The 23,216-nt window shown below is 67.7% G+C and carries 23 protein-coding genes, 1 tRNA gene and 1 pseudogene; 13 read left to right on the top strand and 12 right to left on the bottom strand.

The genetic code is table 11. The features are described from left to right. Positions 1 to 45: 45 nt before the first annotated feature. Positions 46 to 3,516, bottom strand: coding sequence for a type ISP restriction/modification enzyme (locus HHX41_RS30495; protein ID WP_182908705.1), 3,471 nt, complete (start codon positions 3,514 to 3,516; stop codon positions 46 to 48). Between the two features lie 217 nt (positions 3,517 to 3,733). Here HHX41_RS30495 and HHX41_RS30490 point away from each other — a divergent pair, with 217 nt between their 5' ends. The 3 genes from HHX41_RS30490 (at position 3,734) to HHX41_RS41140 (ending at position 4,931) form a co-directional block, all read left to right on the top strand. Then, positions 3,734 to 4,294: an NUDIX hydrolase gene (locus HHX41_RS30490; RefSeq protein WP_182908704.1), complete on the top strand. Its 561-nt coding sequence runs from the start codon at positions 3,734 to 3,736 to the stop codon at positions 4,292 to 4,294. 323 nt (positions 4,295 to 4,617) lie between these two features. After that, on the top strand, positions 4,618 to 4,806 hold the full coding sequence (locus HHX41_RS30485; RefSeq protein ID WP_182908703.1) for an AlpA family transcriptional regulator: 189 nt from the start codon (positions 4,618 to 4,620) through the stop codon (positions 4,804 to 4,806). Beyond that, positions 4,803 to 4,931: a hypothetical protein gene (locus tag HHX41_RS41140; protein ID WP_259401421.1), complete on the top strand. Its 129-nt coding sequence runs from the start codon at positions 4,803 to 4,805 to the stop codon at positions 4,929 to 4,931. The genes HHX41_RS30485 and HHX41_RS41140 overlap by 4 nt, the downstream gene beginning before the upstream one ends. Here the strand turns inward: HHX41_RS41140 and HHX41_RS41135 are convergent. Then, positions 4,898 to 5,065: pseudogene (locus HHX41_RS41135) on the bottom strand (replication initiator); the annotation flags it as partial. The gene HHX41_RS41140 and the pseudogene HHX41_RS41135 sit on opposite strands and share 34 nt — an antisense overlap. An 11-nt stretch (positions 5,066 to 5,076) precedes the next feature. On the opposite strand from HHX41_RS41135, the gene HHX41_RS30480 reads away from it, so the two are divergent. Together HHX41_RS30480 and HHX41_RS30475 are read left to right on the top strand one after the other, a co-directional pair. Then, a complete protein-coding gene (locus tag HHX41_RS30480) occupies positions 5,077 to 6,354 on the top strand; it encodes a tyrosine-type recombinase/integrase (RefSeq protein ID WP_310742265.1) in 1,278 nt (425 codons plus the stop codon). Between the two features lie 383 nt (positions 6,355 to 6,737). Next, the gene (locus HHX41_RS30475) at positions 6,738 to 7,940 is read left to right on the top strand and encodes a hypothetical protein (protein WP_220504558.1); all 1,203 of its coding nucleotides are present in this window, start codon (positions 6,738 to 6,740) and stop codon (positions 7,938 to 7,940) included. A 636-nt stretch (positions 7,941 to 8,576) separates the two neighbouring features. On the opposite strand, the gene HHX41_RS30465 is transcribed toward HHX41_RS30475, so the two are convergent. Both HHX41_RS30465 and HHX41_RS30460 read right to left on the bottom strand, forming a co-directional pair. After that, positions 8,577 to 8,650: transfer RNA gene (locus tag HHX41_RS30465), tRNA-Arg, on the bottom strand. A gap of 105 nt (positions 8,651 to 8,755) precedes the next feature. After that, positions 8,756 to 9,694 carry an alpha/beta fold hydrolase gene (locus HHX41_RS30460; RefSeq protein WP_182908700.1) on the bottom strand — a complete coding sequence of 313 codons (939 nt, stop codon included), beginning with the start codon at positions 9,692 to 9,694 and terminating at the stop codon, positions 8,756 to 8,758. Positions 9,695 to 9,861: 167 nt separating this feature from the next. On the opposite strand from HHX41_RS30460, the gene HHX41_RS30455 reads away from it, so the two are divergent. From HHX41_RS30455 to HHX41_RS30420, 8 genes are all read left to right on the top strand, one after another. Next, entirely contained in the window at positions 9,862 to 10,671 is an 810-nt protein-coding gene (locus HHX41_RS30455; protein WP_182908699.1) for a phosphotransferase, read from the top strand. 41 nt (positions 10,672 to 10,712) lie between these two features. Continuing rightward, complete coding sequence (locus tag HHX41_RS30450) at positions 10,713 to 11,666, top strand: cobalamin biosynthesis protein (protein ID WP_182908752.1); 954 nt, start codon at positions 10,713 to 10,715, stop codon at positions 11,664 to 11,666. Continuing rightward, positions 11,666 to 11,812, top strand: coding sequence for a hypothetical protein (locus HHX41_RS30445; protein ID WP_182908698.1), 147 nt, complete (start codon positions 11,666 to 11,668; stop codon positions 11,810 to 11,812). Before HHX41_RS30450 ends, HHX41_RS30445 begins: the two co-directional genes overlap by 1 nt. A 10-nt stretch (positions 11,813 to 11,822) precedes the next feature. Further along, positions 11,823 to 12,206: a thiol-disulfide oxidoreductase DCC family protein gene (locus HHX41_RS30440; RefSeq protein WP_182908697.1), complete on the top strand. Its 384-nt coding sequence runs from the start codon at positions 11,823 to 11,825 to the stop codon at positions 12,204 to 12,206. A 92-nt stretch (positions 12,207 to 12,298) separates the two neighbouring features. After that, positions 12,299 to 13,207: an ABC transporter ATP-binding protein gene (locus tag HHX41_RS30435; protein WP_182908696.1), complete on the top strand. Its 909-nt coding sequence runs from the start codon at positions 12,299 to 12,301 to the stop codon at positions 13,205 to 13,207. After that, on the top strand, positions 13,188 to 13,988 hold the full coding sequence (locus HHX41_RS30430) for an ABC transporter permease subunit (protein WP_169987532.1): 801 nt from the start codon (positions 13,188 to 13,190) through the stop codon (positions 13,986 to 13,988). The genes HHX41_RS30435 and HHX41_RS30430 overlap by 20 nt, the downstream gene beginning before the upstream one ends. Beyond that, the gene (locus tag HHX41_RS30425) at positions 13,988 to 15,040 is read left to right on the top strand and encodes a CdaR family transcriptional regulator (RefSeq protein ID WP_182908695.1); all 1,053 of its coding nucleotides are present in this window, start codon (positions 13,988 to 13,990) and stop codon (positions 15,038 to 15,040) included. Before HHX41_RS30430 ends, HHX41_RS30425 begins: the two co-directional genes overlap by 1 nt. A 168-nt stretch (positions 15,041 to 15,208) precedes the next feature. Beyond that, positions 15,209 to 16,438: a glycosyltransferase gene (locus HHX41_RS30420; RefSeq protein WP_182908694.1), complete on the top strand. Its 1,230-nt coding sequence runs from the start codon at positions 15,209 to 15,211 to the stop codon at positions 16,436 to 16,438. Here the strand turns inward: HHX41_RS30420 and HHX41_RS30415 are convergent. From HHX41_RS30415 to HHX41_RS30380, 8 genes are all read right to left on the bottom strand, one after another. Further along, complete coding sequence (locus HHX41_RS30415; RefSeq protein WP_182908693.1) at positions 16,428 to 17,390, bottom strand: quinone oxidoreductase; 963 nt, start codon at positions 17,388 to 17,390, stop codon at positions 16,428 to 16,430. The two genes, HHX41_RS30420 and HHX41_RS30415, sit on opposite strands and share 11 nt — an antisense overlap. A gap of 82 nt (positions 17,391 to 17,472) precedes the next feature. Beyond that, on the bottom strand, positions 17,473 to 17,988 hold the full coding sequence (locus HHX41_RS30410) for a zinc-binding dehydrogenase (protein ID WP_182908692.1): 516 nt from the start codon (positions 17,986 to 17,988) through the stop codon (positions 17,473 to 17,475). A 156-nt stretch (positions 17,989 to 18,144) separates the two neighbouring features. Beyond that, complete coding sequence (locus HHX41_RS30405; RefSeq protein WP_310742264.1) at positions 18,145 to 18,498, bottom strand: helix-turn-helix domain-containing protein; 354 nt, start codon at positions 18,496 to 18,498, stop codon at positions 18,145 to 18,147. 24 nt (positions 18,499 to 18,522) lie between these two features. Beyond that, positions 18,523 to 19,203 (bottom strand): HAD family phosphatase, encoded by a 681-nt coding sequence (locus HHX41_RS30400; protein WP_182908691.1) that lies wholly within the window; start codon positions 19,201 to 19,203, stop codon positions 18,523 to 18,525. Further along, the gene (locus HHX41_RS30395; protein WP_182908690.1) at positions 19,193 to 20,275 is read right to left on the bottom strand and encodes an ABC transporter ATP-binding protein; all 1,083 of its coding nucleotides are present in this window, start codon (positions 20,273 to 20,275) and stop codon (positions 19,193 to 19,195) included. The genes HHX41_RS30400 and HHX41_RS30395 overlap by 11 nt, the downstream gene beginning before the upstream one ends. After that, positions 20,272 to 21,162 (bottom strand): ABC transporter permease, encoded by an 891-nt coding sequence (locus HHX41_RS30390; RefSeq protein WP_169987544.1) that lies wholly within the window; start codon positions 21,160 to 21,162, stop codon positions 20,272 to 20,274. The genes HHX41_RS30395 and HHX41_RS30390 overlap by 4 nt, the downstream gene beginning before the upstream one ends. Next, positions 21,150 to 21,986: an ABC transporter permease subunit gene (locus tag HHX41_RS30385; protein ID WP_310742263.1), complete on the bottom strand. Its 837-nt coding sequence runs from the start codon at positions 21,984 to 21,986 to the stop codon at positions 21,150 to 21,152. The genes HHX41_RS30390 and HHX41_RS30385 overlap by 13 nt, the downstream gene beginning before the upstream one ends. A 4-nt stretch (positions 21,987 to 21,990) precedes the next feature. Continuing rightward, a complete protein-coding gene (locus HHX41_RS30380) occupies positions 21,991 to 23,142 on the bottom strand; it encodes an ABC transporter substrate-binding protein (protein WP_182908689.1) in 1,152 nt (383 codons plus the stop codon). Positions 23,143 to 23,216: the final 74 nt, after the last annotated feature.

Here is a 23,216-nt window from a genome sequence, read left to right as displayed (position 1 = left end):
GCGTGTGCGTGCCTCCGTTTGGCGTGCCTTGGACGGCTCTGCTTTCTAGTCCGAACCAGCGTCCAGAGTTGTATTTTGGCTTGTAGTGTTCATGTAGTTTGCATCGAGAGCGGGACCGAGCAGTACTAGCTTTGTGAGACGTATACAAATGTCGGTGAACTGTCGGGCTTCCGCTGTACTTAGTCCCCGCCCAAGCGTGGTCTTATCCCTGTACGACAGCCATTTACGGAGTACCGGGAAGCCGCCAATCTTGTAATCCCATACGGCTTGCGGAATGCCGCGCCAATATACGTTGTCGTTCAGGTGAACGTCTACGACCTCTGCACCCAAGAGGTCGATCTCTTCGTCTGTGAACCCTTGGCGTTCGAGAGCGTCTCGCGTGCGTATCTCGATGCGGCCGATTCTTGCAAATACGAGACGTGATATTGCTCCGCTTCTTTGCGTGCGGTATTGGATCACGGCCCAGCCCGTGACGTCCAAATCACCCTCTTGAGGTGAGGCGGGTTTGCCGTCAGTGCGGGTTATCTGCCCGATCGTGTATCGGCGGGTTGAAAAGTCTTCGCCAGAGCTGATCGCCCTGTCGAGATCTAGTAGCTCGGCGATGCGTTGCCCGAGTTTAGCTGATGCCATCAAGGCATCGGCTGTGGATGGCAGAGGCACACGCGGCCAGTCGTTACGTATAGCATCGCCGTTCTCGTCCAGATAGAGCGGTGAAAAGCCGATGGACAGAACATGCTGCCATATCAGTTGAGCGTTCTGCTGTGAAGTCTGAGCGTCAGTTACGCCCACGCCAGCTAGATAGCCTAGGGCGCGAGAAGATAGATTTGGTCGCCAGGTGTTTTTACTCCCTATGTCTTCCAACTCGAACATAGGAGCTGTACCACTCGGCTCGGGTTCGGGCTCTTTTCTGCTGTCAGCCTTCAGCCAGAAGGGGATCGCATATGTGTCCTTATGCATCACGTGTTGATCTATAAGGCATCGGGAGAGCAGGAACGCTGCCCCGTCCAGCGCTCTCGGCGCGCGGCGGCGAAGCAGGAGAAAGTCGCTCCCTAGAGCAGCAGCCTGGACCAGCTCCTCCCTAGATCGATTCCAGAGGCCGGTCGTAGTGTCCACATAGGCCCATCGGTAATCGAAGGGCTTGACACAGAAGCGCACTACTCTCTGGGGATCATAGGGGCTCTCTTTAAAAAGCTTTAGGCGAACTTTTTCCGGTTGGAACCCGGACCAGTTCTGTAGTAGATCTTTGACGCGGTCATCAAGATCTCTGAAGTCGACTTCCGGATCCAGGTAGTGCTTTATGCGATCCAGCAACTGTTCCCGGTCCGAGGAAATCAGTGCTTCTCCGCGGTTCTCGTTGAGGCCGAGAAGAGCCTCCTCGGCGGCGAGGTCAGGAACAGCCGGCCATGTTTCGTATCCTTGTCGTGGCTCCCAGGGGCGTAGGCGATACCAGTTGTCCTCTACCGGTGTCAGCGGGTTATAACTCGGCGCGTCGGCTACTTCGCTCAGTGATGCTTGCAGGGAAGCTCGCTTATTAGCGCCCCAGAAGTCGCGGTAGAATCCCTGAAATTTCTTCTCGTCATGTGGGTCCTGGCGGACAAACAGGCTAACGGCGGTACCAACTTTGATCCCGGCAGGATTGAGTTGGGTAGAAAATATACTGGGGTCGGGCAATCCCTCTGGAGTTTTCTTACCCGTGACAGTTCCATCGCCGTTGAGGTTATCGACGTAGAGGCGGTCGAACTGGGTGGTAAGCCGCTGCCGCATAACTACTGCTGAGGGATCAGTCAGCCAGGACGAGTTAGATATGTAGCAGACTATCCCTTTGCCAGTCTGTTCGGCAATGCGGCGTTCGGCGACTCGAAAGAATCGAACATACAGGTCGTCCAACTTGTTCTTAGTGATATCCCAATTCTCGGTCAGGCCTTTCTTGTACGGCTCTACTAGTCCGCCTTCCTCGCGTCCGCTGACTCCCGCGAAGCCGTTATATGGAGGGTTACCTAGGATCACGAGGATCGGGTGGTCTCTTTTTACGTCTGCCGCCGCATCACGTTCCGCCTCGAATTCAGGGAACGGTAGAGGTGGGCGATCGTCTTGTTCCACCCACCCTGTCAGCGCATTGGTCAGGTACACACCGGCTCGTTCGGTTGAAGTCAGCGGCGCGCCGAGGCGGTCCAAGGCTAGCCCGATGTTGAGGTGTGCTACGACGAAAGGTGCTGGTAGCAGTTCAAATCCATGAACACGCTTTAACGCAGCCGCTTTCGCATCCTGAGCGACCAGAGCATCGCCATGCATGTCTTTTAGCACTCGTGCGATAGTCTCGATAGTCTCGACTAGGAAGGAACCAGTTCCGGTGCAGGGGTCCAGTACGTGAACGTTCTCATCCGCGAGACCAAGGGGAATTCCCAGATCGCGTTGCAATGACTGGTGAACTCGTGTGACCATGTAGCGCACTACTTCTGGCGGCGTGTACCACACACCAAGCTCACGCCGGAGCTCGGGGTCATAAGCTTCTAGGAATGGCTCATAGAAGTATTGCACCGCGCTGCCCGACTCAAATTTTCGGAAGAAAAGATTTCGATCAACGCGTGCAAGAGCATCCTCGGTCCAATCGAGAACTTCGTCTAGACCGACTGGCAACGTGGACGGTGTTGCCAATTGCTGGTATAGGACGCGGACCATAGGAACGTTCAGTGTCCACTGTGCGGACTTCCAGGAGAACCGGTTTGTGCTGCCTGGTGGCTCCGATTCACTCCATACCACCCATGCCGCAAACACCCCATAAAACAGTGTTTGTATTAGCGCCGAGCGGAAGAAGCTCTCACCCTTTTCTCCCTGGAAGCGTAGGCCCAGGCCCTCTTCCAGGGCGGTACGTAGAGCCTCTAATGACTTAGATGAGTTAGCAGAGTTGAGGCGCTTTAGGCCCTCGCGCGCATAGGCCGCAAGGAACCACGCGAGATCGGCAGGTTGTGATAGAGGTGCATCTCCAAGCAGGACTCGCTTCAGGTATTCCTCGAACTGCGTTTCGAGCTCTGAATCAGTGTCCTTGTAATTGCGCACAAGTGACCAGAAGCTTTGCTCATCTCGGGCGAGCGTGAACACCTCGCCTTCGTCCACCTGGCCTTCAGGCCCAAGTTTTACAAGGAGAAACTCTCGGTAGGTGGTGACGAGCACTTTGCCGTACCGATCAAGGTATTTACGGACCTGTTGGCTTCGGGCGATCCGCCGAACATTCTTCCCTGGCCCTTTAGCCTCTATGACACCGCGCTCGGGAACTCGAGCGACCATAACTGCGGGTCCGGCCTGTTCGACCGCTTTATTGCCGATGAATAGGCCACCGTCGGGAACGCCGACACCGCGATTACGTGTTGTTAGAACGCATAGTACCTTCGGGCTTAGCTTGCGGCCGATTGCATTGAGGAGTCGTTCCAATTGACCGTAATAGGACGTCTCCTCGACAGCCTCGCCGGTAGCGCGAATCTTTTCGAGGCCGCTCAAGTAAGCTCGAAGCGTGCTCATGTTCCCATTCTGTAGTGTATGCAGTCAAAATCGGACATAGTGTTGGTTTGGCACCTTTAGGTCTCGGCGAGTCTCGAACCTCGCAAACGTGACTAAACTTCTCGGGTGGCTGGCCTCTGCGTTAGAGATGTTTATCTTGCGAGGAAGATTACGGTGGGGTAGGCAGCTCGTCTACTTTCTGATGTACGTCGGCGATGTTGAGCGGTAGCGTCGCTGTGTGGCTACCAATGAAGAGCGGTCGCGGTGGGTTGTGCATGGTGAGCGGCTGATCTACGACAATGAGTGGATCCGGCTGGGCCTGGTAGACGTCGAGATCCCTGATGGGGAGCGCTTCGAGCATCACGCGGTGCATTTGGGCCGGGCGGCCATGACGGTGCTGGTAGATGACGAACAACGTGTGCTGATGATGTGGCGCCACCGCTTCCTCTTCGACCGGTGGGGCTGGGAGCTGCCCGGGGGCCTGGTGGAGGTTGGTGAGGACCCGAAGGACACCGCCGTTCGTGAGGTGGAGGAGGAGACCGGTTACCGGCCCAAGGAGATCGAGCACCTGATCACGTTTCAGCCGATGGTCGGTATGGTCGACTCTGAGCACCTAGTGTTCCTCGGCCGGGGTGCCGAACTCGTCGGCGAGCCGGTCGGCGAGGTGGAGGCCGATCGGCTGGAGTGGATCCCGATGAGGGAGATCCCGGACATGATCGCCCGTGGGGATGTCTGGAACTCCGGGGTGTTGATCGGGCTGCTGTACGCGCGGGAGCGCCTCAACGGGTCGCGCGGGTAGCGGCCCGGGTCAGTTCTTCAATGCGTCGGGCGTGCCGTCGAGAGCCGATCATCGTGGCGAGTTGCGTGGTCAAACAAGACCCTCACGGAGCACAAGCAGGACCGCCGCACGTGGGTCCTGGAAGCCCTCGGCATCGAAGACGAACCGGTCGACCCCCACCGCTACATCTGGCGACCCGTCAAGCCCGGTGATCCGGACTTGGCCCCCATCGGCGTACGGCTCCTGCGGTCGGTCCACGAACGCCAGCGCTGGCGTAACCACCTCGACCGGCTCCAGGCCGAGGCAGACGGACAAGTTCTTTCGGCAACTCAAGGGAGGGCGGCATGAGAAAGGACGACAAGCTGATGACGGTCCCCGAGATCCTCGACGAACTCGGCGTGTCCGTCCGGACCTTCTACCGCTGGCGGGAGATCGGCAAGGTACCTCAGGGCTTCAAGCTCCCCAACGGGGAGATCCGCATCTACCGCAGTGAGTTCGCCGCCTGGTTGGAAAGCCTCCGGGAGGCGGCGTGAACCCGACCTACAACGTGAAGTTCTGGGAGATCCGCGCGAACAACACTTCCCAGGGGCCGGGGAAGCCGAAGCGGGTCGTCTCGCACACCGACTTCCTTGAGACCAGGACCCGCCGCCCCGCGTAGCCGAGGTGGTCGGGCTTGTGCGCCTTTCCCTTGCACCGGCCCGGAGCCATCCCCCGCTTGGCGCCCTTGGGCTGCACCCCGTACCGCAGCCAGTTCGGACACGTCGGCGAGCACGGCTCAAACCGCAACGCCTGTGCGGTGGACAGTGGACACCCGCGAGAAGTCCTCGACGTTCCGCACGAAGGGCCTGGCCGAGAGCTACCTGTCGGATCTGCGGCAGGCCGCCAAGCGCGGGGAAGCTTTCGACCTTGAGACCGGGCTCCCCGAATCCATGGTCAAGGCGAAGAACGCTCGCACGTGGTTCGCCTTCGCCGTCGCCTACGTCGAGACCCGCTGGCCTCACTCGGCGGCAAAGAGCCGGGAGGGCATGACAGATGCGCTGTCCAACGTCACGCCTGTGCTCACCAGCGACCGGCCGGGCCGACCCGATGACGAAACCTTGCGGCGCGCTCTCCGAGAGTTCGCGTTCGTGCCGGCCGACCGTCGTCCGGCTCCTGCGCCTGAGATCGCGGGCGCGCTGCGCTGGCTGGAGGCAGCTTCGTTGCCTCTCACTGCCTTGGAGGACGCCAAGCACGCACGGGCGGCCCTGGAGGCGCTCGCGCTCCTCCTCGACGGCTCCGCGGCGGCGGCCTCGACCTACCGGCGTAAGCGGGCCGTGTTCCATCACGCCCTGGACTACGCCGTAGAGCTGGAAGAGCTTTCGGCAAATCCACTCGACCGGGTGAAGCTACGCCGTCCCAAGTCGACGGATGAGATCGATCGGCGCGCGGTGGTGAATCCCGCCCAGGCGCGCGAGCTGCTGACGGCTGTGACCTACTGCGGCCGGACGCGGGGGCCGATGCTGGCCGCGATGTTCGCCTGCATGTACTTCGGCGGCCTGCGACCGGCTGAGGCGGCTGGGCTGCGTGAGAAGGACTGTCACCTTCCCGAATCCGGCTGGGGCCTGCTCACTCTGGAGAAGACCAAGCCGCAGAGCAACAAGCGCTTCACCGACTCGGGCAAGACCCACGACGATCGCGGGCTCAAGCACCGGGGCGAGAAGGACACGCGGCAGGTACCGATCCCGCCAGAACTGGTCGCCATCCTCCGCGAGCACATCGAGCGGCACGGCGTCGGCGACGACGGACGACTCTTCCGTACGAGGACGGGGGGTCTCATCTCCGGCTCGGCCTACTCGAAGGTCTGGAAGGAGGCGCGGAGCTACGCCTTCACGCCCGAGCAAGTCGCCTCTCCCTTGGCAGCCCGGCCGTACGACCTGCGCCACGCCGCCGTCTCGTTGTGGCTCAACGCAGGGGTCCATGCACCAGAAGCCGCCGAGAGGGCCGGCCATGGCGTGGACGTGATGCTCAGGGTCTATGCCAAGTGCATTGATGGCCAACGCGAGGCGGCCAACCAGCGAATAGAGACTGCTCTTATTGCGTGATCGCTATGCCTGCCAGGCCTGCTCTCTCTGATCTTGGATCGCTTAGCTCCCCCCGGCTGGGCAGTCGCGATCCTATTTACGGACTGCAAGAACAACAATTTCGGACTGCCGGATCCACCAGTTACCTGATAGATGGCGCCATGTGACGTTACGCTGCAGGTGTGGTTTACATCATTACTCTGGATTCCGTAGAACTCACCTCTCTCAGGCCGAAGTTGAGAGTGGAGCAGCGACTGACGAAGGGCCTCCCCAAAGGTCAGGGAGGCCGGGCAGGTGGCACTCTGCCGATTGTCTTGGTCCTAGGCGAGGATCACCGTGACAAGCAGCGACGCCTTGTCTGGATAGGTGTTGTGGCTCGCTACAACACTGTGGGCGCCGTCGATATGAGCATCACCATCGACCCTCTTCGGGAGTGCATGGAGGACGTCCTCATTAATGGACGTGATGGTTTACTTGGCCGCCTTCCCTATGAGCTAGGTGAAGAGTTCGACAATAGTTGTAGGGTAGGCGTCGTTGGTCGGTGTAGTGGGCGCGTGTGGGAGGCCTTCGAAGCTGCGCTTCGAGAGCGCCATCCTGGGCTCGCAGGTCTCCTCGACTGGTTAATGGCTCAAGCTAGGCCTGTTTTCTTCAATAGTAATGACCCTGCTGACCGTGCCTGGCAAGAGCAGCAGGATGCCACGCGGAGTCTCTTGAGGATCGCCGAGTTTCCACTTGCTGCACTCGCTGCGTGGCAGCGGCCCCAGTCAAAAGATGCACCATACCTGGCCGGACTTATTCCTCAACCTGTAGAGCACAGCATGATTGACCATGACGTGCGCGTCGCTGGGCAAGCCTTCGGCATGTTCAGTGAATGGCAGCACGCGAGCGGTGTCAGGTGCGACATTCATGTCCTGCGGGATAAAGAAGGGCGGCGCTTAGAAGTGGCAAACGTCAATGCCACCCCAATCGAGTCCCGCCTTGGCACCGATATGATTTATTATCATGAGCCCACTGAAAGCTTCGTCCTTGTGCAGTATAAGCGACTCGATCCGGAGAGAAGGTGGATGTACGTAGACGATCGCCTCTTGAGGCAGCTCGACCGATTAGAAGAAGTGGCACAAATGAGCAGAGTGCCTGTGAAGCCCAGCGAGTGGAGGATGGGCTATGACTCGTGCTTTCTTAAACTTGCCTATTGGCCGCGGGACGATAGAAGTAGCCGAGTAGAAGGACTCGCTCCCGGTATGTACCTTCCGCTATCCTATGTGCGCCTCCTATTGCACGATGAGTGTACTCGCGGCCCAAGGCAGGGTCAGAATGCACGCCTGCTCGGCTATCGGCAGGTGGAACGCTATCTGGTTGGTGCGCAGTTCATAGAGTTGGTTAAGCATGGGCTAGCTGGAACGGTCGGAACTACGGCCGAGGAGCTTCGTCTCCTTGTGGAAAAGCGCATTCATTCCGGCCAGAGTATTGTTCTAGCAGCCGAACGCAGCCAGGAGTCTGCCCGTGCTCGGCAAAGCCGCACTCGGGACCGTGGCTCAAAGGCAAGGAGATACGCTCACGAGGTGTTTCGGCAGGAGTCTCTGTTCGGGCCGGACTCCGTAAGCTGATCACCCTCACTGTCAAATTAGAGGGGCTTATTGCGGCGGGCTTGCAAGATCACTCATTTGTGGAGGTGCTCGGCGTTGAGAGTTCAGACGGGTCCTCTGCAAGAGTCGACGGTACGAGTTCAGATCGGGCATGCGTCAAGATCTCGGAAGGCGACAGCAACTTTGCGCTCGCACCGATCAGGTTGCCTCGCCCCTGGCGGCTCGGCCGTACGACCTGCGCCACGCGGCCGTCTCACTGTGGCTCAACGCAGGAGTCCACGCGCCGCAAGCCGCCGAACGGGCCGGCCATGGGGTGGACGTGATGCTCAGGGTCTACGCCAAGTGCATCGACGGACAACGCGACGTCGCCAACCAGCGGATCATGGAAGCTCTCGCCGGGTGAGGCGACACGAGCACGCATCGACGAAGGGTCTCGGTCCACGCCGAGGCCCTTCGGCGTGTTCTGAGAGGCTCGGAATCGTTCCGGAAGTTGGCGGAATCCGCTGGGCGACCTGCGGAAACGTCGCCAAGATCATTCCGGATATATTCCGGGAGTGGCCGCCTGGGGCTGCATCTGGTGGCGTCCGGCTGCATCCTCGGCGAGAGCCCGATCATGTGAAATCCCAGCTCAGAGGGCATCTGGGCTGGATGGGGGAGCGCGCCCTGAGGGATTCGAACCCCCGACCGTCGGATTAGAAGTCCGATGCTCTATCCAGCTGAGCTAAGGGCGCTCGTGCCTAATTCTGCATGATCCGGGGACCTGGTACACACCCGGTTTCCCGGATATGACCCGGACCACGGCTCGCGCGGGCCTCCGAGCCTGGTGGCCGTGCCCGTCAAGGAGCCGCCCGGCCTGGGCCGACATCGCTCTGGCGCCGGCCCGTGCCCTCTGGGTGAGGAGCCGAGCGGGTGCCCCTGACCGGACTGTCGCGGAGGAAGGCCAGGATGGGTTCCGCGTGCCCGCGCAGGCCGTGCGGGGCGTCGGGGAGGTAGCGGACCGTGGCGTGCCGCACCAGGTGACGCATTCGGCGCTCGGTGTCGCGCGAGTCGAGCATGACGTCCCGGCCGCCGAGGATCACCAGCACCGGCATCGTCAGGCCGCCGAGGGCGTCGTCGCCGAACACCGGCAGTCTCTGCCTGCGTGGTCTGAAGTGCCGGGAGATCTGGGTTGCGTAGTCGAGATACGTCGCAAGACGCGCATCCGGCGTCGCGCCCCCCATGACCATGGTGAGCAGGCGGCGCCGTCCCCGCTCTCCGAACGGGAGCAGGAACATCGCCTTGACCGCGAAGCCCGCCTTCTGCCGGCCGATACCGCCCGGGGACAGTAGTGCGAGCCGCTCGACCCGGCCGGGGCGCCGGATGGCGTAGTCCACGGCGAGCCAGCCGCCAAGCGAGGCTCCCACCAGTGACACCCGCGACAGTCCCAGCCCCTCCAGCACGTCGTCCAGCCACAGCGCGTACGCCTCGGAGTCCAGCGGGGGACGTGAGGGAGCGCTCAGGCCCGGCTCGCCGATCAGGTCGACGGCGTAGACGCGGAAATGCGGCGCCCAGGTGGCGACGTCGCCCAGCCACATCACGCAGGTCGTGCTGGATCCGTGCAGCAGGAGCAGCGGCGGGGCCTGCGGAGGGCCGGAGGCGATCACGAAGGTCTCACCCTCCCTGGTCGGGATCCGCAGGCGCTCGCTCGGGACCGGCCAGCGGGTCAGGAGCTCCTGGTGTCGCTCGCGCAGCTCGCGCTCGCCCTCGCTGGTGACGTAGATGCCGGTGGCAGTCATGCCCGTCTTCCCTCCCTAAAATTCCCTGCAAGACATTAATAGGGAAGGTTGCAGAAGTATAGGGAGTTTCTCGCTGGATGGACGGTTGTCCGGGTGGCGAGACGTTTTCCCGTACTTCATGCTTTCGGGCGGAAATTTGATCGCCTACGGGACTAAAATCCAGCGCCATGTCCGTACGCGAGATCCCACTCATCGGAGACGTCTCCGAGGGGGTCGTGCGGGTGGGGGCGACCGTACGGCGGCCGATGCGGCCCTCGTCGCCTGCCGTCCACGCGCTGCTGCGGCATCTGGAGGCCGTGGGGTTCGACGGTGCGCCCCGGTTCCTCGGGACCGACGAGCGGGGCAGGGCGATCCTCACGTACGTCGAGGGCGTGGTGCCCGCGCACCCCCTGCCGGCGTACGCGGTGAGCGACGAGGCGCTGACGGCGGTGGCCCGGCTGCTGCGGAGCTTCCACGACGCGGCGGCGTCGTTCCTCCCGCCTCCCGGCGCGATCTGGGATGACGGCTCGGGGGCCGAGGGCCCCATCGAGCTCGTGGGCCACTGCGACGTCACGCCGGCCAACGTCGTCTTCCGGCGGACGGCGCGGGGACTCCTGCCGTACGCACTGATCGACTTCGACCTGGCCAGACCGACGACGCGACTGTTCGACGTGGTCACCACGGTGCGGCACTGGGCCCCGCTCGCCGACCCGGTGGACCGCGACCCGCTGCAGCGGTCCCTGGACGCGGCGGCCCGCGTCCGGCTGTTCTGCGACGCGTACGGCCTGTCCGCGCGAGACCGGCTCATGCTGGTGGAGACGGCCAGGATCCGGTTCGGCCGCTCCTACACGCTCATGCGGGACCGGGCCCGGACGCTCGGCGGAGGCTGGGCGCGCATGTGGGCCGGTGGCGCGGGCGGGCGGATCAGGCGTGCCGCCGCCTGGCTCGACGCCAACGAGGACGCGATCCAGAGCCGCCTCCTCGCCCCCGCCCCTTGAGCCCCGGCGGCGTACGGCAGAATGCGTGGGTGACCCGGATCATGGACGGTGCCACGGCGGCGGGGCTGCTCGCCGGGGCCGCGATCGACGCCGCGGTGGGCGACCCCCGGCGGGGTCATCCCGTGGCGGTGTTCGGAAGCCGGGCCGCCGCCCTCGAAAAGCGCATATATCGGGATTCGCGGTTAGCGGGCGTGGCCTACACAGCCGTCTGCGTGGGCGCCGCCACGGCCACCGGGGTCATCGCGGAGCGGTTGACCCGGTCGAGCCCGCTCGCGCGGGCCGTGGTCACCGCCGCCGCCACCTGGGCGGTGCTCGGCGGCACGACGCTGGGCAGGGAGGGCGCGCTGATGGCCCAATCGCTGAAGGAGGGCGACCTGGCCGCCGCCCGCGCACGTCTCCCGCATCTGTGCGGGCGTGACCCGTCCGGGCTGGACGCGGCGGAGCTCGCGCGGGGCACGGTCGAGTCCATCGCGGAGAACACCTCGGACGCCGTCGTCGCCCCGCTCGTGTGGGGCGCGGTCTTCGGGGTGCCCGGCCTGCTCGGCTACCGCGCGGTCAACACGCTCGACGCGATGGTGGGCCACCGGTCGCCGCGCTACGCGAGGTTCGGCTGGGCCTCCGCCCGGCTGGACGACGTGGCCAACTACCTGCCGGCCCGGCTGACCGCCCTGCTCACGGCGGGCCTCGCCGGTCTGGTCGGCGGTTCCCCGCGCCGCGCCGCGGCCTTTCTCGCACGGGACGGGCACCGCCATCCGAGCCCCAACTCCGGACGCTGCGAGGCGGCGTTCGCCGGCGCCCTCGGCGTACGTCTCGGCGGGGCGAACGACTACGGCGGCAGGGTGGAGCACCGCCCGGAGTTGGGCGACGGCCCCCGCCCCGCCGTCTCCGACATCCCCAGGTCCGTACGGCTGGCGCGCGCGGTGTCGTACGCGTCGGTCGGCCTGGCCGTCGCCGCCCGGCTCGCCCTCACCCGGAACCGCCGAAGGGATCGATGATGACTGCCCTCGTTCTGCTGCTGGTCCTCGCGGTCGTCTTCAGTCTCACGGTCGCGGTGATCCTGATCGTCGTGCTGGCGGTGCGCGCGTCGCGACGGCCCGCGCCGCCGCCACGAGACCGGAATGATCCGTCCCAGGATTGGTAGGTTCGACGGCATGGGCCGAGAAAGCGAAGAAAACCGGGTTCTGCTGGTCTTCGACGGCGACTGCGCCTTCTGTCAGACGTGCGTGAACGCGGGGCACCGGTTCCTGCCGTACATGCCCGCCGTACGGGCCTGGCAGGGCCTCGACCTCGGCGCGGCGGGCCTGACGCGCGAGGAGGTCATGACGTCCGTGCAGCTCCTCGGCCCGGACGGGCTGCGGGCCCACGGTGCGCGCGCCGTCGCGCTGATCCTCGCCCTGCAGCCGGTCGTGGCCTGGCGCGCGGCCGGCCGGGTGATGCTGACGCCGCCGGTGAGCTGGCTCGCCGAGGCGGGCTACCGGCTGGTCTCCCGCTACCGCCACCTCCTGCCCGGCTCCACCACCTGCGGCACGTCCTGACCTCCGCTTTGCCGAAGGTGGGAACGAAGAAGACCGGCAAGTGTCCGGAAGCGGGCATACCCCGCGCCTGACGGGAGCGCCACCATTGCGGCATGACAGCAGTGGTGGAGACCGAAGGACTGACCAAGTTCTACGGTACGAGACGGGGTCTCGAGGATCTCACCCTCGAAATCCGGCCGGGCGAGGTCTTCGGTTACCTGGGCCCCAACGGCGCCGGCAAGACGACGACGATCCGGCTGCTCCTCGACGTGATCCGGCCGACCTCCGGCCGGGCGACCGTCCTCGGCGCCGGCACCCGTGATCCGCGCGTACGCGCCCGGATCGGCTACCTCCCGGGCGAGCTGGCCCTGGAGGGCAGGGAGCGGGCCCGTGACTACCTGCAGTTCCTCGCCGACGTACGCGGCGGGGTGAGCCGCGGGAAGATCGACGAACTGGCCGAGCGGCTCGACGCCGACCTGTCCGTCAGGATGGGGGAGTTGTCGAAGGGCAACAAGCAGAAGGTCGGCCTCATTCAGGCGTTCATGCACGAGCCCGAACTGCTCATCCTGGACGAGCCGACGAGCGGGCTCGACCCGCTGGTGCAGCAGGAGTTCCTGGCCATGGTCCGGGAGGCGCGCACGGCCGGCCACACGATCCTGATGTCGTCGCACGTGCTCGCCGAGGTGGAGCACGTGGCCGACCGGGTGGGCATCGTGCGCGCGGGCCGCCTCGTCGCGGTCGAGGACATCGCCGCGCTGCGCGAGCGGGCCGTACGGCACGTGGAACTCCACTTCGACGCGCCGGTCCCGAAGGAGTCGTTCGAGGGGCTCCCGGGCGTACGCGACGTGGTCGTCCAGGGCGCGAGCCTGCGCTGCACGATCGACGGCAGGCCCGACGCGCTGATCAAGGCGGCGGCCCGCTACACCGTGGTCCACATGGTCAGCGCGGAGCCGGACCTCGAGGAGATCTTCCTGACCTACTACAGCGAGGAGGAGGGCCGCCATGCCCACGCTGGTGCGTAAGAGCCTCGGAGAGTACCGCCGCGCCCTCATCGGGTGGACGGTCGGGCTGTGCGCGTTCCTCGGGATGTACATCTCGATCTTCGCGAGCATGATGAACGACCCCGAGACGTTCAGCAAGCAGGCCATCGCCAAGTATCCCGGCGCGTTCAGGGACCTGATGGGCGGCATGTCCGACATCGCGACCGGGCGCGGCTATCTGCAGGCGGTCGCCTACCAGCTCCTCGGCCCGCTGCTGTTCACCATGTGCGCCGCGATCCTCGGCAACCGGGCCATCGCCGGCCCGGAGGAGGCCAAGACGCTGGAGCTCACGCTGACGCTGCCGATCGACCGCAGGCGGCTGCTGCTGGAGCGCTGGGCCGCGCTGGCGCTCGGCCTGCTCGCCGTCGCGCTGGTGACGCTGGCCGTCGCCGCAGGGGCCTCGTCCGCCGCTCACATGGACGTGCCGTTCGGCAGCATCCTCGCCGCGCACACCGGGCTGTTCCTGCTCGTGCTGTTCTTCGGGACGCTGACGCTGTGCGTGGGCGCGGCGTTCGGGCGCAAGCAGATCGCGCTCGCCGTGGTCGGCGTCTGGGGCGTCGCCGGGTACATCGTGGAGACCATGGGCAGGAGCATCGACGCGATCTCCTGGCTGCGCTGGATCTCGCCCCTCCACTACTACCTCGACGGCAGGCCGCTCTATCAGGGCTGGCCGTACGGTGACTACCTTGTGCTGCTGGGTGCGACGGCCGTCCTCCTCATGACGGCGCTGCTCGCCTTCGAACGGCGTGACGTAGGAGTCTGATGGACAGCGTTCTCGCTCGCGTGAGCGAGGCGACCGGGGTGCCCGCCGACTTACTCGGCGGGTTCCTGTCGGTTCTGGCCGCGTCGGCCGCCACCGGCAGGCTGCCCGGCCGCGCCGACATGGACGGCCTGCGCGAGTGCGGCGCCCTCGCCGCCGAGCGCGGCATCCCGCTGCGGGTGCTCGCCGACGCCTGCCTGCACGCCGCCGAGATCACCGCCGGCGGGGCCTTCGGCGCCGTACGCCGCGGCATGGCCGCCTACATCGAGGGGTACGAGGAGGCCCAGCGCGCCGCCCTCCGGCAGGAGGAGGAGGCCCGCCGCCTGTTCGTCGACGACCTGCTGCAGGGCAGGGCGGACGCCGAACGGGCCGAGCACTTCGGCCTGCGGCTCGCCGGGGCGTACGTCGTGACCGTGGTGAGGCCGGGCGCTCCGGTGGCGCCGGGCGACCCGCTGGCGGGGCGGGTCGAGCAGGCGCTGGTGGCGAGGTTCGGCTCGCACAACATCCTGGTCGCCGTCCGCGACGGCCTGCTGGTGTGCGTGGCCCCGGGCGCGCTGACCGCCGCGAGCGGCGAGTTCACCCACCACGTACGCTCCGCGCTCACGGACTGGCGGGCCGGGGTGGGCCGCCCCCACCAGGGCCCCGGCGGCATCGTCACCTCCTACCGGGAAGCGGTCAACGCGATCGACCTCGGCGAGCGGCTCGGCCTGCGGGCCCAGGTGCTGAAGGCGGCCGACCTGCTGGTCTTCCCGGTGCTGCTGCGGGACAGGGAGGCGATCGTGGACCTCGTCTCCACCGTGCTCGGACCGCTGACCTCCGCCCGCGGGGGGCCCGAGGCGCTGCTGGAGACGCTGGAGGCCGTCTTCGCCTCCCAGGGCAACCACACGGCGGCGGCGCGCAGGCTCGGCGTCAGCACCCGGGCGATCACCTACCGGCTGGAGCGGATCCGGAGGCTGACCGGTTTCTCGCCGAGCGACCCCACGCAGCGGTTCACGCTGGAGACGGCCGTGCTCGGGGCCCGCCTCCTGGAGTGGCCGGCCCACCCGCTGACGTGATCGAACCCCGAGGAAGTCCCCGCCACTTTCAACGTATAGACGGCGGGGGGACTTGTGGCAAGGCCCCGGTGACGCCGCAGAATCGGAGGCCGTCAGCCGGACCGCCCCGGTGCGGGACTTCGGCCGCGGGCGGGTTCACGTTCGCCATGCCGTCACAGGGGAGTGCACATGCGCGTGCTTCTGTCCACGATCGGAACGCGGGGGGAGGTCCAGCCGATGGTGGCGCTGGCCATGGCGTTGCGGGAACTCGGGCATGAGGCCCGCCTGTGCGTGCCCCCCGACTTCCGCGGCTGGATCGAGGGCCTGGGATTCCCCGTCGTGCCCATCGGGCCCGAGCTGCGCCGGACCGCGTCGGCCGCCCCACGGGCGCAGGCCCCGCCCACGCCCGAGCAGCGCCGGCGGATGATCGAAGGCACGGTCGCCGTCCAGTTCGCCACGATCCCCGCGGCGGCCGAGGGCTGCGACGTCATCGTGGGTGGCGGAGCCATGTCGATGGCCGCGCATTCGGTGGCGGAGCAGCTGGGGATCGGCTACGTGTACGTGAGCTACTGCCCGGTCACCCTGCCGTCACCGCACCACGCGCCCGTGCCCGTCTGGGGGCAGGCGACGGCCGGCGCGACGGCGGGTAACCGCGCGCTCTGGGCCGAGGACGCGCGGCGCTGGAACGACACCGTCGGCGCCGCGCTCAACGTCCACCGGGCCTCGGCCGGCCTGGCCGCGGTGGCGGACACGCGTGGTCACATGTTCACCGACCGGCCGTGGCTGGCCGCCGACCCGACGCTCGCGCCCTGGCCCGAGCCCGCCGACATCGGCGTCGTGCGGACGGGCGCCTGGATCCTGCCGGACCGGCGCCCGCTGCCGCCGGAGCTGGAGAGGTTCCTCGACGACGGCGAACCGCCCGTCTGCGTCGGCTTCGGCAGCGTCCGCGCTCCCCGGGACATCGCGCGGGCGACGGCCGAGGCGGCCCGCGCGCTCGGACGCCGCGTCATCGTGCTCCGCGGCTGGGCCGGCCTGTCCCCGGCGGACGGCGGACCCGACTGCCTGTCGATCGACGAGGCCGACCAGCAGGCGCTCTTCCCTCGGGTCGCCGCCGTCGTCCACCACGGCGGCGCGGGCACCACGACCGCCGCCGCGCTGGCCGGGGCACCCCAGGTCGTCCTGCCGCAGCACTACGACCAGCACTACTGGGCGGGGCGGGTCGCCGATCTCGGGATCGGGATCGCGCACCCGGCCGCCGCGCCGACCGCCGAGTCGCTGACCGCGGCTCTCGGCCGGGTCCTCCACCCCGATGTGGCCGCCCGCGCCGGAACCGTCGCGGGCGAGGTGCGCACCGACGGCGCCGAAGCCGCGGCGCGACGCCTGGCCGTCATGGCCGCCGAGCGGACGTTCAGGGCATGAGCAGCAGCTTGCCGGTCGTCCGCCTGCCTTCCAGGTCGTCGTGGGCGCGCCGGGCCTCGGCGAGCGGGTAGCGCTGGGAGACGTGCACCTTCAGCGCGCCGGAGGCGACCCAGCCGAGCAGGTCGTCCGCCCGCGACAGCAGCTCCTCGCGGGTGGCCGTGTAGTGCGCGAGCGTGGGCCGGGTCAGGAACAGCGAGCCGCCCGCGTTGAGCCGCTGCGGGTCGAACGGTGGGACGGGCCCGCTGGCCGCGCCGTACAACGCCATCATGCCGCGCGGCCGCAGCGACGCGAGCGACCCGTCGAACGTGGCGGCGCCGACCCCGTCGTAGACGACGTGCACCCCGGCGCCGTCGGTGATCTCCTGCACGGCCTCGGGGAAGCCTTCGTAGCCGACGACCTCGTCGGCGCCCGCCTGCCGGGCGAGCTTCTCCTTCTCGGCGCTGGAGACCGTGCCGATGACGCGGGCGCCGCGCAGCTTGGCCATCTGGACGAGCAGCAGGCCCACGCCGCCGGCCGCCGCGTGCACGAGCACGTCGTCACCCGCCCGGATCGCGTACGTGGAGTGGGTCAGGTAGTGCGCGGTCAGCCCCTGGAGCAGCACCGCCGCCGCCAGGTCCGGCGACAACCCGTCGGGCAGCCGGATCGCCTTGTCCGCCGGAACCACGGCCTTGGTCGCGTACGCACCGGCCGCGCTCGCGGAGACGACGCGGTCGCCGGGCACGACGTCGGTCACCCCCGGCCCGACGGCCGTGACGGTCCCGGCCGCCTCCGAGCCCGGGATCAGCGGCAGCGGCAGGGGATAACGGCCCTCGCGGTGGTAGACGTCGATGAAGTTGACGCCCGTCGCCGCGACCTCGACCAGCACCTCACCGGGGCCGGGCTCGGGGTCGGGCCGCTCGGTGTACTCCAGCACCGAGGAATCACCGTACGCGGGGACGACGATGGCATGCATGCGCGGCTCCTGTCTGGTCTCTTCTGAATGCCACTAACCGGCCGCTCCCCGGAGGTTGTTCCCGGGCCCGGTACGGCGGGCCTCAGAAACCGGTCAGGGTGATCTTGCCGATCGCGGTGCCCGACTCGAGGATGCGGTGGGCCTCGCGCAGGTTGGCGGCGTTGACCGGGCCGAGGTCCAGGTTGGCGGTGGTCGTGACGACCCCGGCGTCGACGAGCCGCGCGACCCGGTCGAGGATGCGGTGCTGGTTCACCTGGTTCGGGGTCCCGAACAGCGAGTGGGTGAACATGAGCTCCCAGTGGAAGGCGATGCTCTTCGACTTGAGCACGCCGATGTCGAGGGAGTCGTGGTCGTCGATGGCGACGATCCGGCCGAAGGGGGTGAGCGCCTCGGCGTAGGCCGCGAGGTTGCGGTCGGTCCCGGTCGTGCTGAAGACGAAGTCCACGCCGCCCGGCGCGACCTCGGCCAGCTGCTTGGCCAGCGGGGCGCGGTGGTCCACCACGTGGTGGGCGCCCATCCGGCGGGCGAACTCCACGGTCTCCGGCCGGGAGGCCGTGCCGATCACGGTCAGCCCGGTCAGGGCGCGCGCGAGCTGCACGACGAGCTCGGGTACTCACTCATGAGGGTCCTCCCACACACAGAGGCGGCCGGCGCGGATCGCACGGCGGCGCGGTGACTGTGGGACGGTACCCGCCGGAGCGTGGTTACCCGCAAGGGACACGAGTACCCGATGGGAACCGTCGAGGTGAGGGGACTAGTCGGAGCCGGGGAAGCGGTCGATGTTGCGCTCCACCCACGTCCGCAGGAGGGCGAGCGGGACGTTGGCGTCCCTGCCGAGCGGGGTGAGGCTGTATTCCACGCGCAGCGGCACCTCCGGATACACCTCGCGGTGGACGAGGCCGTGGTCTTCCAGGCGGCGCAGGGTCTGGGTGAGCACTTTGGGGCTGACGCCCTGGAGGCGGGCGCGCAGCGCGCCGAAACGCTGCGGCCCGTCCTCTATGGCGCCCAGGGCCAGCGCGCTCCACTTGTTGGCCAGCAGGTCGAGCATGTCGCGGCACGGGCAGGCGGCGGAGTAGACGTCCTTGGGATCATCGCAAACGGTCTTCACAGTGCGAAGATATCCAAAAGGTACTTATGGCCCTGGAGTGATCGACCCCGGAGGGGAGACCAACCGGCGCAGCAGCGGCAGGTCGACGCTTTCCAGCGTCGGCACGGCCGTCACGCCGCTGCCGCCCAGGAGGCCGACCGCGATGACGGCGCACCCGGCGGCCCGGGCCGAGGCGACGCCCGTCGGGCTGTCCTCGATCGCCACGCACGCGGCGGGGTCGACGCCGAGCCGCGCCGCGGCGGCCAGGTACGGGTCGGGCGCCGGCTTGTTCCTGGCGCTGTCCCCGGCGGCCACCGACAGCCGGAAGCGGTGCCCGCCGACGGTCTCCAGCACCAGGTCCACGACCGGCCGGGGGGACGCGCTGACCAGCCCGGCCGGGATCCCGGCCGCGCGCAGGGCCTCCAGCAGCGCGACCGCGCCGGGGAGCGTGGTCACCCCGCTTTCGAGCCGGACGGTGAACGCGTCCGTCAGCATGGCCTCGACGGCTAGCGCCCCGGGACCCCCGGTGGTGTCCAGGGCGGCTGTGATGTGCAGGGCGGCGTCCTCGACCGACAGGCCGTACAACTCCTCCCGGTCGGCCTCCCCGAGAGGGGAGCCCAGGCCGTCCGCGACCTCCACGCAGGCGTCCCACCACAGGCCTTCGGTGTCCACCAGCGTGCCGTCCATGTCGAACAGCACCGCCGCCGGGCGCTCTCTAGACGACATCGGGTTCGGGGACCGCCGCCGCGGCTCCGGCCTCCGGACGGGCCGACACGAGCACGGGCCGCTCGACCAGCCCGACGCGTACGGCGGTGCCGGGCGCGAAGCGCGCGGAGTCGTGCCCGGGCACGTCGGCCAGCACCTCGTTGCCGTCGCCCAGGCGGACCCGTAGGCGGGCGGTGGAGCCGCGGAACGACGACACCATGACGATCCCGTCGCCCTCGCCGTCGGGGGTGACCAGCACGGCCTCGGGCCGTACGAGCACGTCCACCCGCGCGGCGTCCGGGGACGGCCCCTCCACCGGCAGCGTCTGGCCGAGGACCGTGACCCGGTCGCCCGACACCAGGCCGGGCAGGTGGTTCATCGCCCCGACGAACTCGGCGACGAACGGGGTGGCCGGCCGGTCGTACAACGTGGCGGGGTCGGCGACCTGCTCCAGGCGGCCCTCGCGCAGCACGGCGACCCGGTCGGCCATCGACAGCGCCTCCTCCTGGTCGTGCGTCACGAAGATCGTCGTGATGCCGAGGGACAGCTGCAGGCGGCGGATCTCCTCGCGCAGCGTGACCCGCACCTTGGCGTCGAGCGCCGACAGCGGCTCGTCCAGCAGCAGCACCCTGGGCTCCAGGGCGAGCGCGCGGGCCAGCGCCACGCGCTGCTGCTGACCGCCGGACAGCTGATGGGGGTAACGGTCGCCGACCGAGGGCAGGCCGACCAGCTCCAGCAGTTCCTGCGCGCGGGCGTGCCTCTTGGCGGCGGGCGCCTTGCGCACCCGCAAGCCGAAGCCCACGTTGTCCCGCGCGTTGAGGTTGGGGAAGAGGCTGTAGGACTGGAAGACCATGCCGGCGTCGCGCCGGTTGGCCGGCACGCGCGTGATGTCGGCGCCGTCCACCAGGACCTCGCCCTCGTCGGGCTGCTCGAAGCCGGCCAGGCAGCGCAGCGCGGTCGTCTTGCCGCACCCCGACGGGCCGAGCAGCGCGATCAGCTCGCCCGGCTCCACCGTGAGGTCGAGCCCGTCCAGCGCGACCGTGCTGCCGAACCGCCGCCGCAGGCCGCGGAACTCGACCCGGGCGCCGTTCATGATCCACTCCTTTGCCTCGCGCCGGCGGACGACAGGGCGAGCAGCAGCAGCCAGGTGATCAGCAGGCTGAACACCGAGACGGCCACCGACACCTGTGCCTGTGAGCCGGAGATCCGGTAGATCCAGTTGGGGAAGGTCTCGAAGCTGAGCAGCCGGGCGATGGTGAACTCCCCGAGCACCAGCGCCAGCGTGAGGAACGACGCGCTGGCCATCGCCGACCGCATGTTCGGGATGATCACCCGCAGCAGCACGTGGGGCCACGACGCCCCGAGGTTCCTGGCCGCCTCCGTAAGCGTGCGCACGTCGATCGCGCCCAGGCCCGCGTCGAGCGAGCGGTAGGCGAACGGCAGTGCCAGCACGACGTAGGCGAGCACGAGCACCACCGGGAAGCCGGGGTTCTGCAGCGCGATGATCGTCTGGTAGAAGGGCGTGCTCGCCAGGTAGTCCGGCCCCCACCGCAGCACCGTGCTGATCCCGGCCACGAACGTGATCGGGGGCACGACCAGCGGCAGCGTGCAGACCACCTCCAGCACCGGCCGCAGCCGCGGCGCGCCGAGCCGTACGGCCACCACGGCGGGCAGCGTCAGCAGCAGCACCAGCGCGATCGTGGCGAGCCCGAGCCCGAGCGACAGCAGGAGGCTGCCGCCGAAGCCCTCGGCCGAGAAGATCTGGCCGTACGCGTCGAGCGAGAAGCCCCGGCCCGGCGCTTTCACCGTGAAGACGAACGACGCGATCAGCGGGACGAGGAAGTAGACGGCGGCGAGCAGGAGGACCACCCCGCGCCACACCCGGGGACGCCGGGGCCGGCCGCCGCCGCGCGCGGGCACCGTCCCGGGGGTCACCTGTGTGGTGACCTGTGTGGAAACCTGTGGGGTCAGCGAAGCCATCGGGCGCTCCTTCGCTGCAGCGGGAGGTAGACGGCCATGACCAGGCCCGCGACCACGATCATGTCGAGGCTGAGGGCCAGCGCGACGTTCTCGTGGCCGATCAGGACGTTGCCGGTGAGCGCGTCGGCGATCTTCAGCGTGACCAGCGGGACGGTGGACCCGACCATGGCCTGCGCCGTGGCGTAGGCCGAGAACGCGCCGCCGAACAGCAGCACGACCCCGCCGAGCAGCGCCGGGGTCAGCACCGGGATCCCGACGTACCGCCAGAACTGCCAGGTGCTCGCGCCGTTGTTCTGCGCGGCCTCACGCCACTGCGGGCGCAGCCCGTCCAGCGCGGGCACGACCGTGAGCACCTGGAGGGGGATGGAGAAGTACAGGTAGACCAGGGTGAGACCCCAGAAGTTGTACAGGTTCCACCCGTGCTGGCCGAGGCCGAGCGTGGTGGTGACGACGCCCGAGTTGCCGAGCGTGGCGATCCAGGCGAAGGCCAGCGGCACGCCGCCGAAGTTGGCCAGTACGCCGGAGGCGGTCAGCACCGCCTCGCGCAGCGCCCGGAACCTGGAGGTCACCACGGCCTGGGCGAGGAAGGTGCCGAGCACCCCGCCCAGCACCGCCACGAGCGCCGAGATCTTGACGCTCCCGACCAGCGCGGTCAGGTACGCGCCCTGGAGCGACTCGGTGAGGTTGGCGGTGCTGAGCGTGCCCTCCTTGGTGAACGTGCCACCGAGGAGGACCAGCATCGGCACGCCGAAGACGATGACGGCGAAGACCAGCAGCGGCGCGGCCGCCCACCGGCCCTTCGATCGCGTACGGCTGTCGCGCACGGTCTCAGCCCGAGACCGCCGCGCCCCACCCGCTCGCCAGGGCCTCCTTGGCCTTGTTGACCTGGTCCGGGGTGGGGAAGGAGGGGGTGCCCTCGACCTTGGGGAGCTGGTCGACCATGGCGGCGTCCGCGCTGCCGTCCTCCTGCATGGACGGCAGCAGCACCGGGCGGGCGTAGCCCTTCAGCCACAGGTTCTGGCCCTCGGAGCTGTAGAGGAACTCCTGCCACAGGCGGGCGGCGGCGGGGTGCGGCGCCCACTTGTTGATCGCCTGGGCGTAGAAGTTGGCGTACTCGCCGTCCGAGGGAATCGCGATCTTCCAGTCCACGCCCTTGGACGCGAACTCCTTGGCGTAGCTCGCCTGCAGGTAGTCCCAGTCGAGGGTGATCGGGGTCTCGCCCTTCTCGACCGTGGCGGGGGTGGCCTCCACGGGGTTGAAGTTGCCGTTCTCCTTGAGCTTCTTGAAGAAGTCGATGCCGGGCTGGATGTCGTCGAACGAGCCCTGGTTGGCGAGCGAGGCGGCGTACACGCCGGCGAAGGCGGCGCCCGCCTTGGTCGGGTCGCCGTTCAGCGCGACCATGCCCTTGTACTCGGGCTTGAGCAGGTCGGCGAACGTCTGCGGGCAGGTCTTGACCCGCTTGGCGTCGCAGCCGATGGAGATGTAGCCGCCGTAGTCGTAGTACCAGGCGCCGCTCGCGTCCTTCTGCCCGTCGGGGATCTTGTCCCAGCTCTGCACCTTGTACGGCGCGAACAGGCCCTCCTGGGCGCCGCTGAGCGCGAAGGCGCTGCCGAGGTCGAGCACGTCGGGGGCGCGGCCCTGCCCCTTGAGAGTCTTGACCGCGTTGATCTCGTCCTGGCTGGAGCCGTCGGGGTTGTCATTGGTGATCTTGATGCCGTACTTGGCCTCGAACGCCTTGATGACCTCGCCGTAGTTGGCCCAGTCCGGCGGGAGCGCGATGGTGTTGAGCTGCCCTTCCTTCTTGGCGGCCTCCACCAGCTTGTCCAGGCCGCCGAAGTCCTGGGCGGAGGTCGCGGAGGCGGCCTTGGAGTCGCCCGATCCCGAGCCGCCGCCGGCGGTCGTCGGGGCGGCGCCGCACGCCGCGATCACTGAGGTGGTTATCGTGAGCGCGGCCACGAGGCCGGCGGTACGTGTGGACAAGGGTCCCTCCCACTATGGTGCGTGGATCGAACTTAGGCGAACTTGTACAAACAAGCCAGAGTAAGTAAGTCGCA

Origin of the sequence: Microbispora sp. H13382 (genome assembly GCF_014161445.1) — a bacterium.
Classification (GTDB): domain Bacteria; phylum Actinomycetota; class Actinomycetes; order Streptosporangiales; family Streptosporangiaceae; genus Microbispora.
The sequence above is the reverse complement of the archived record's forward strand: the minus strand, read 5'-3'. Positions and strand labels throughout refer to the sequence as shown.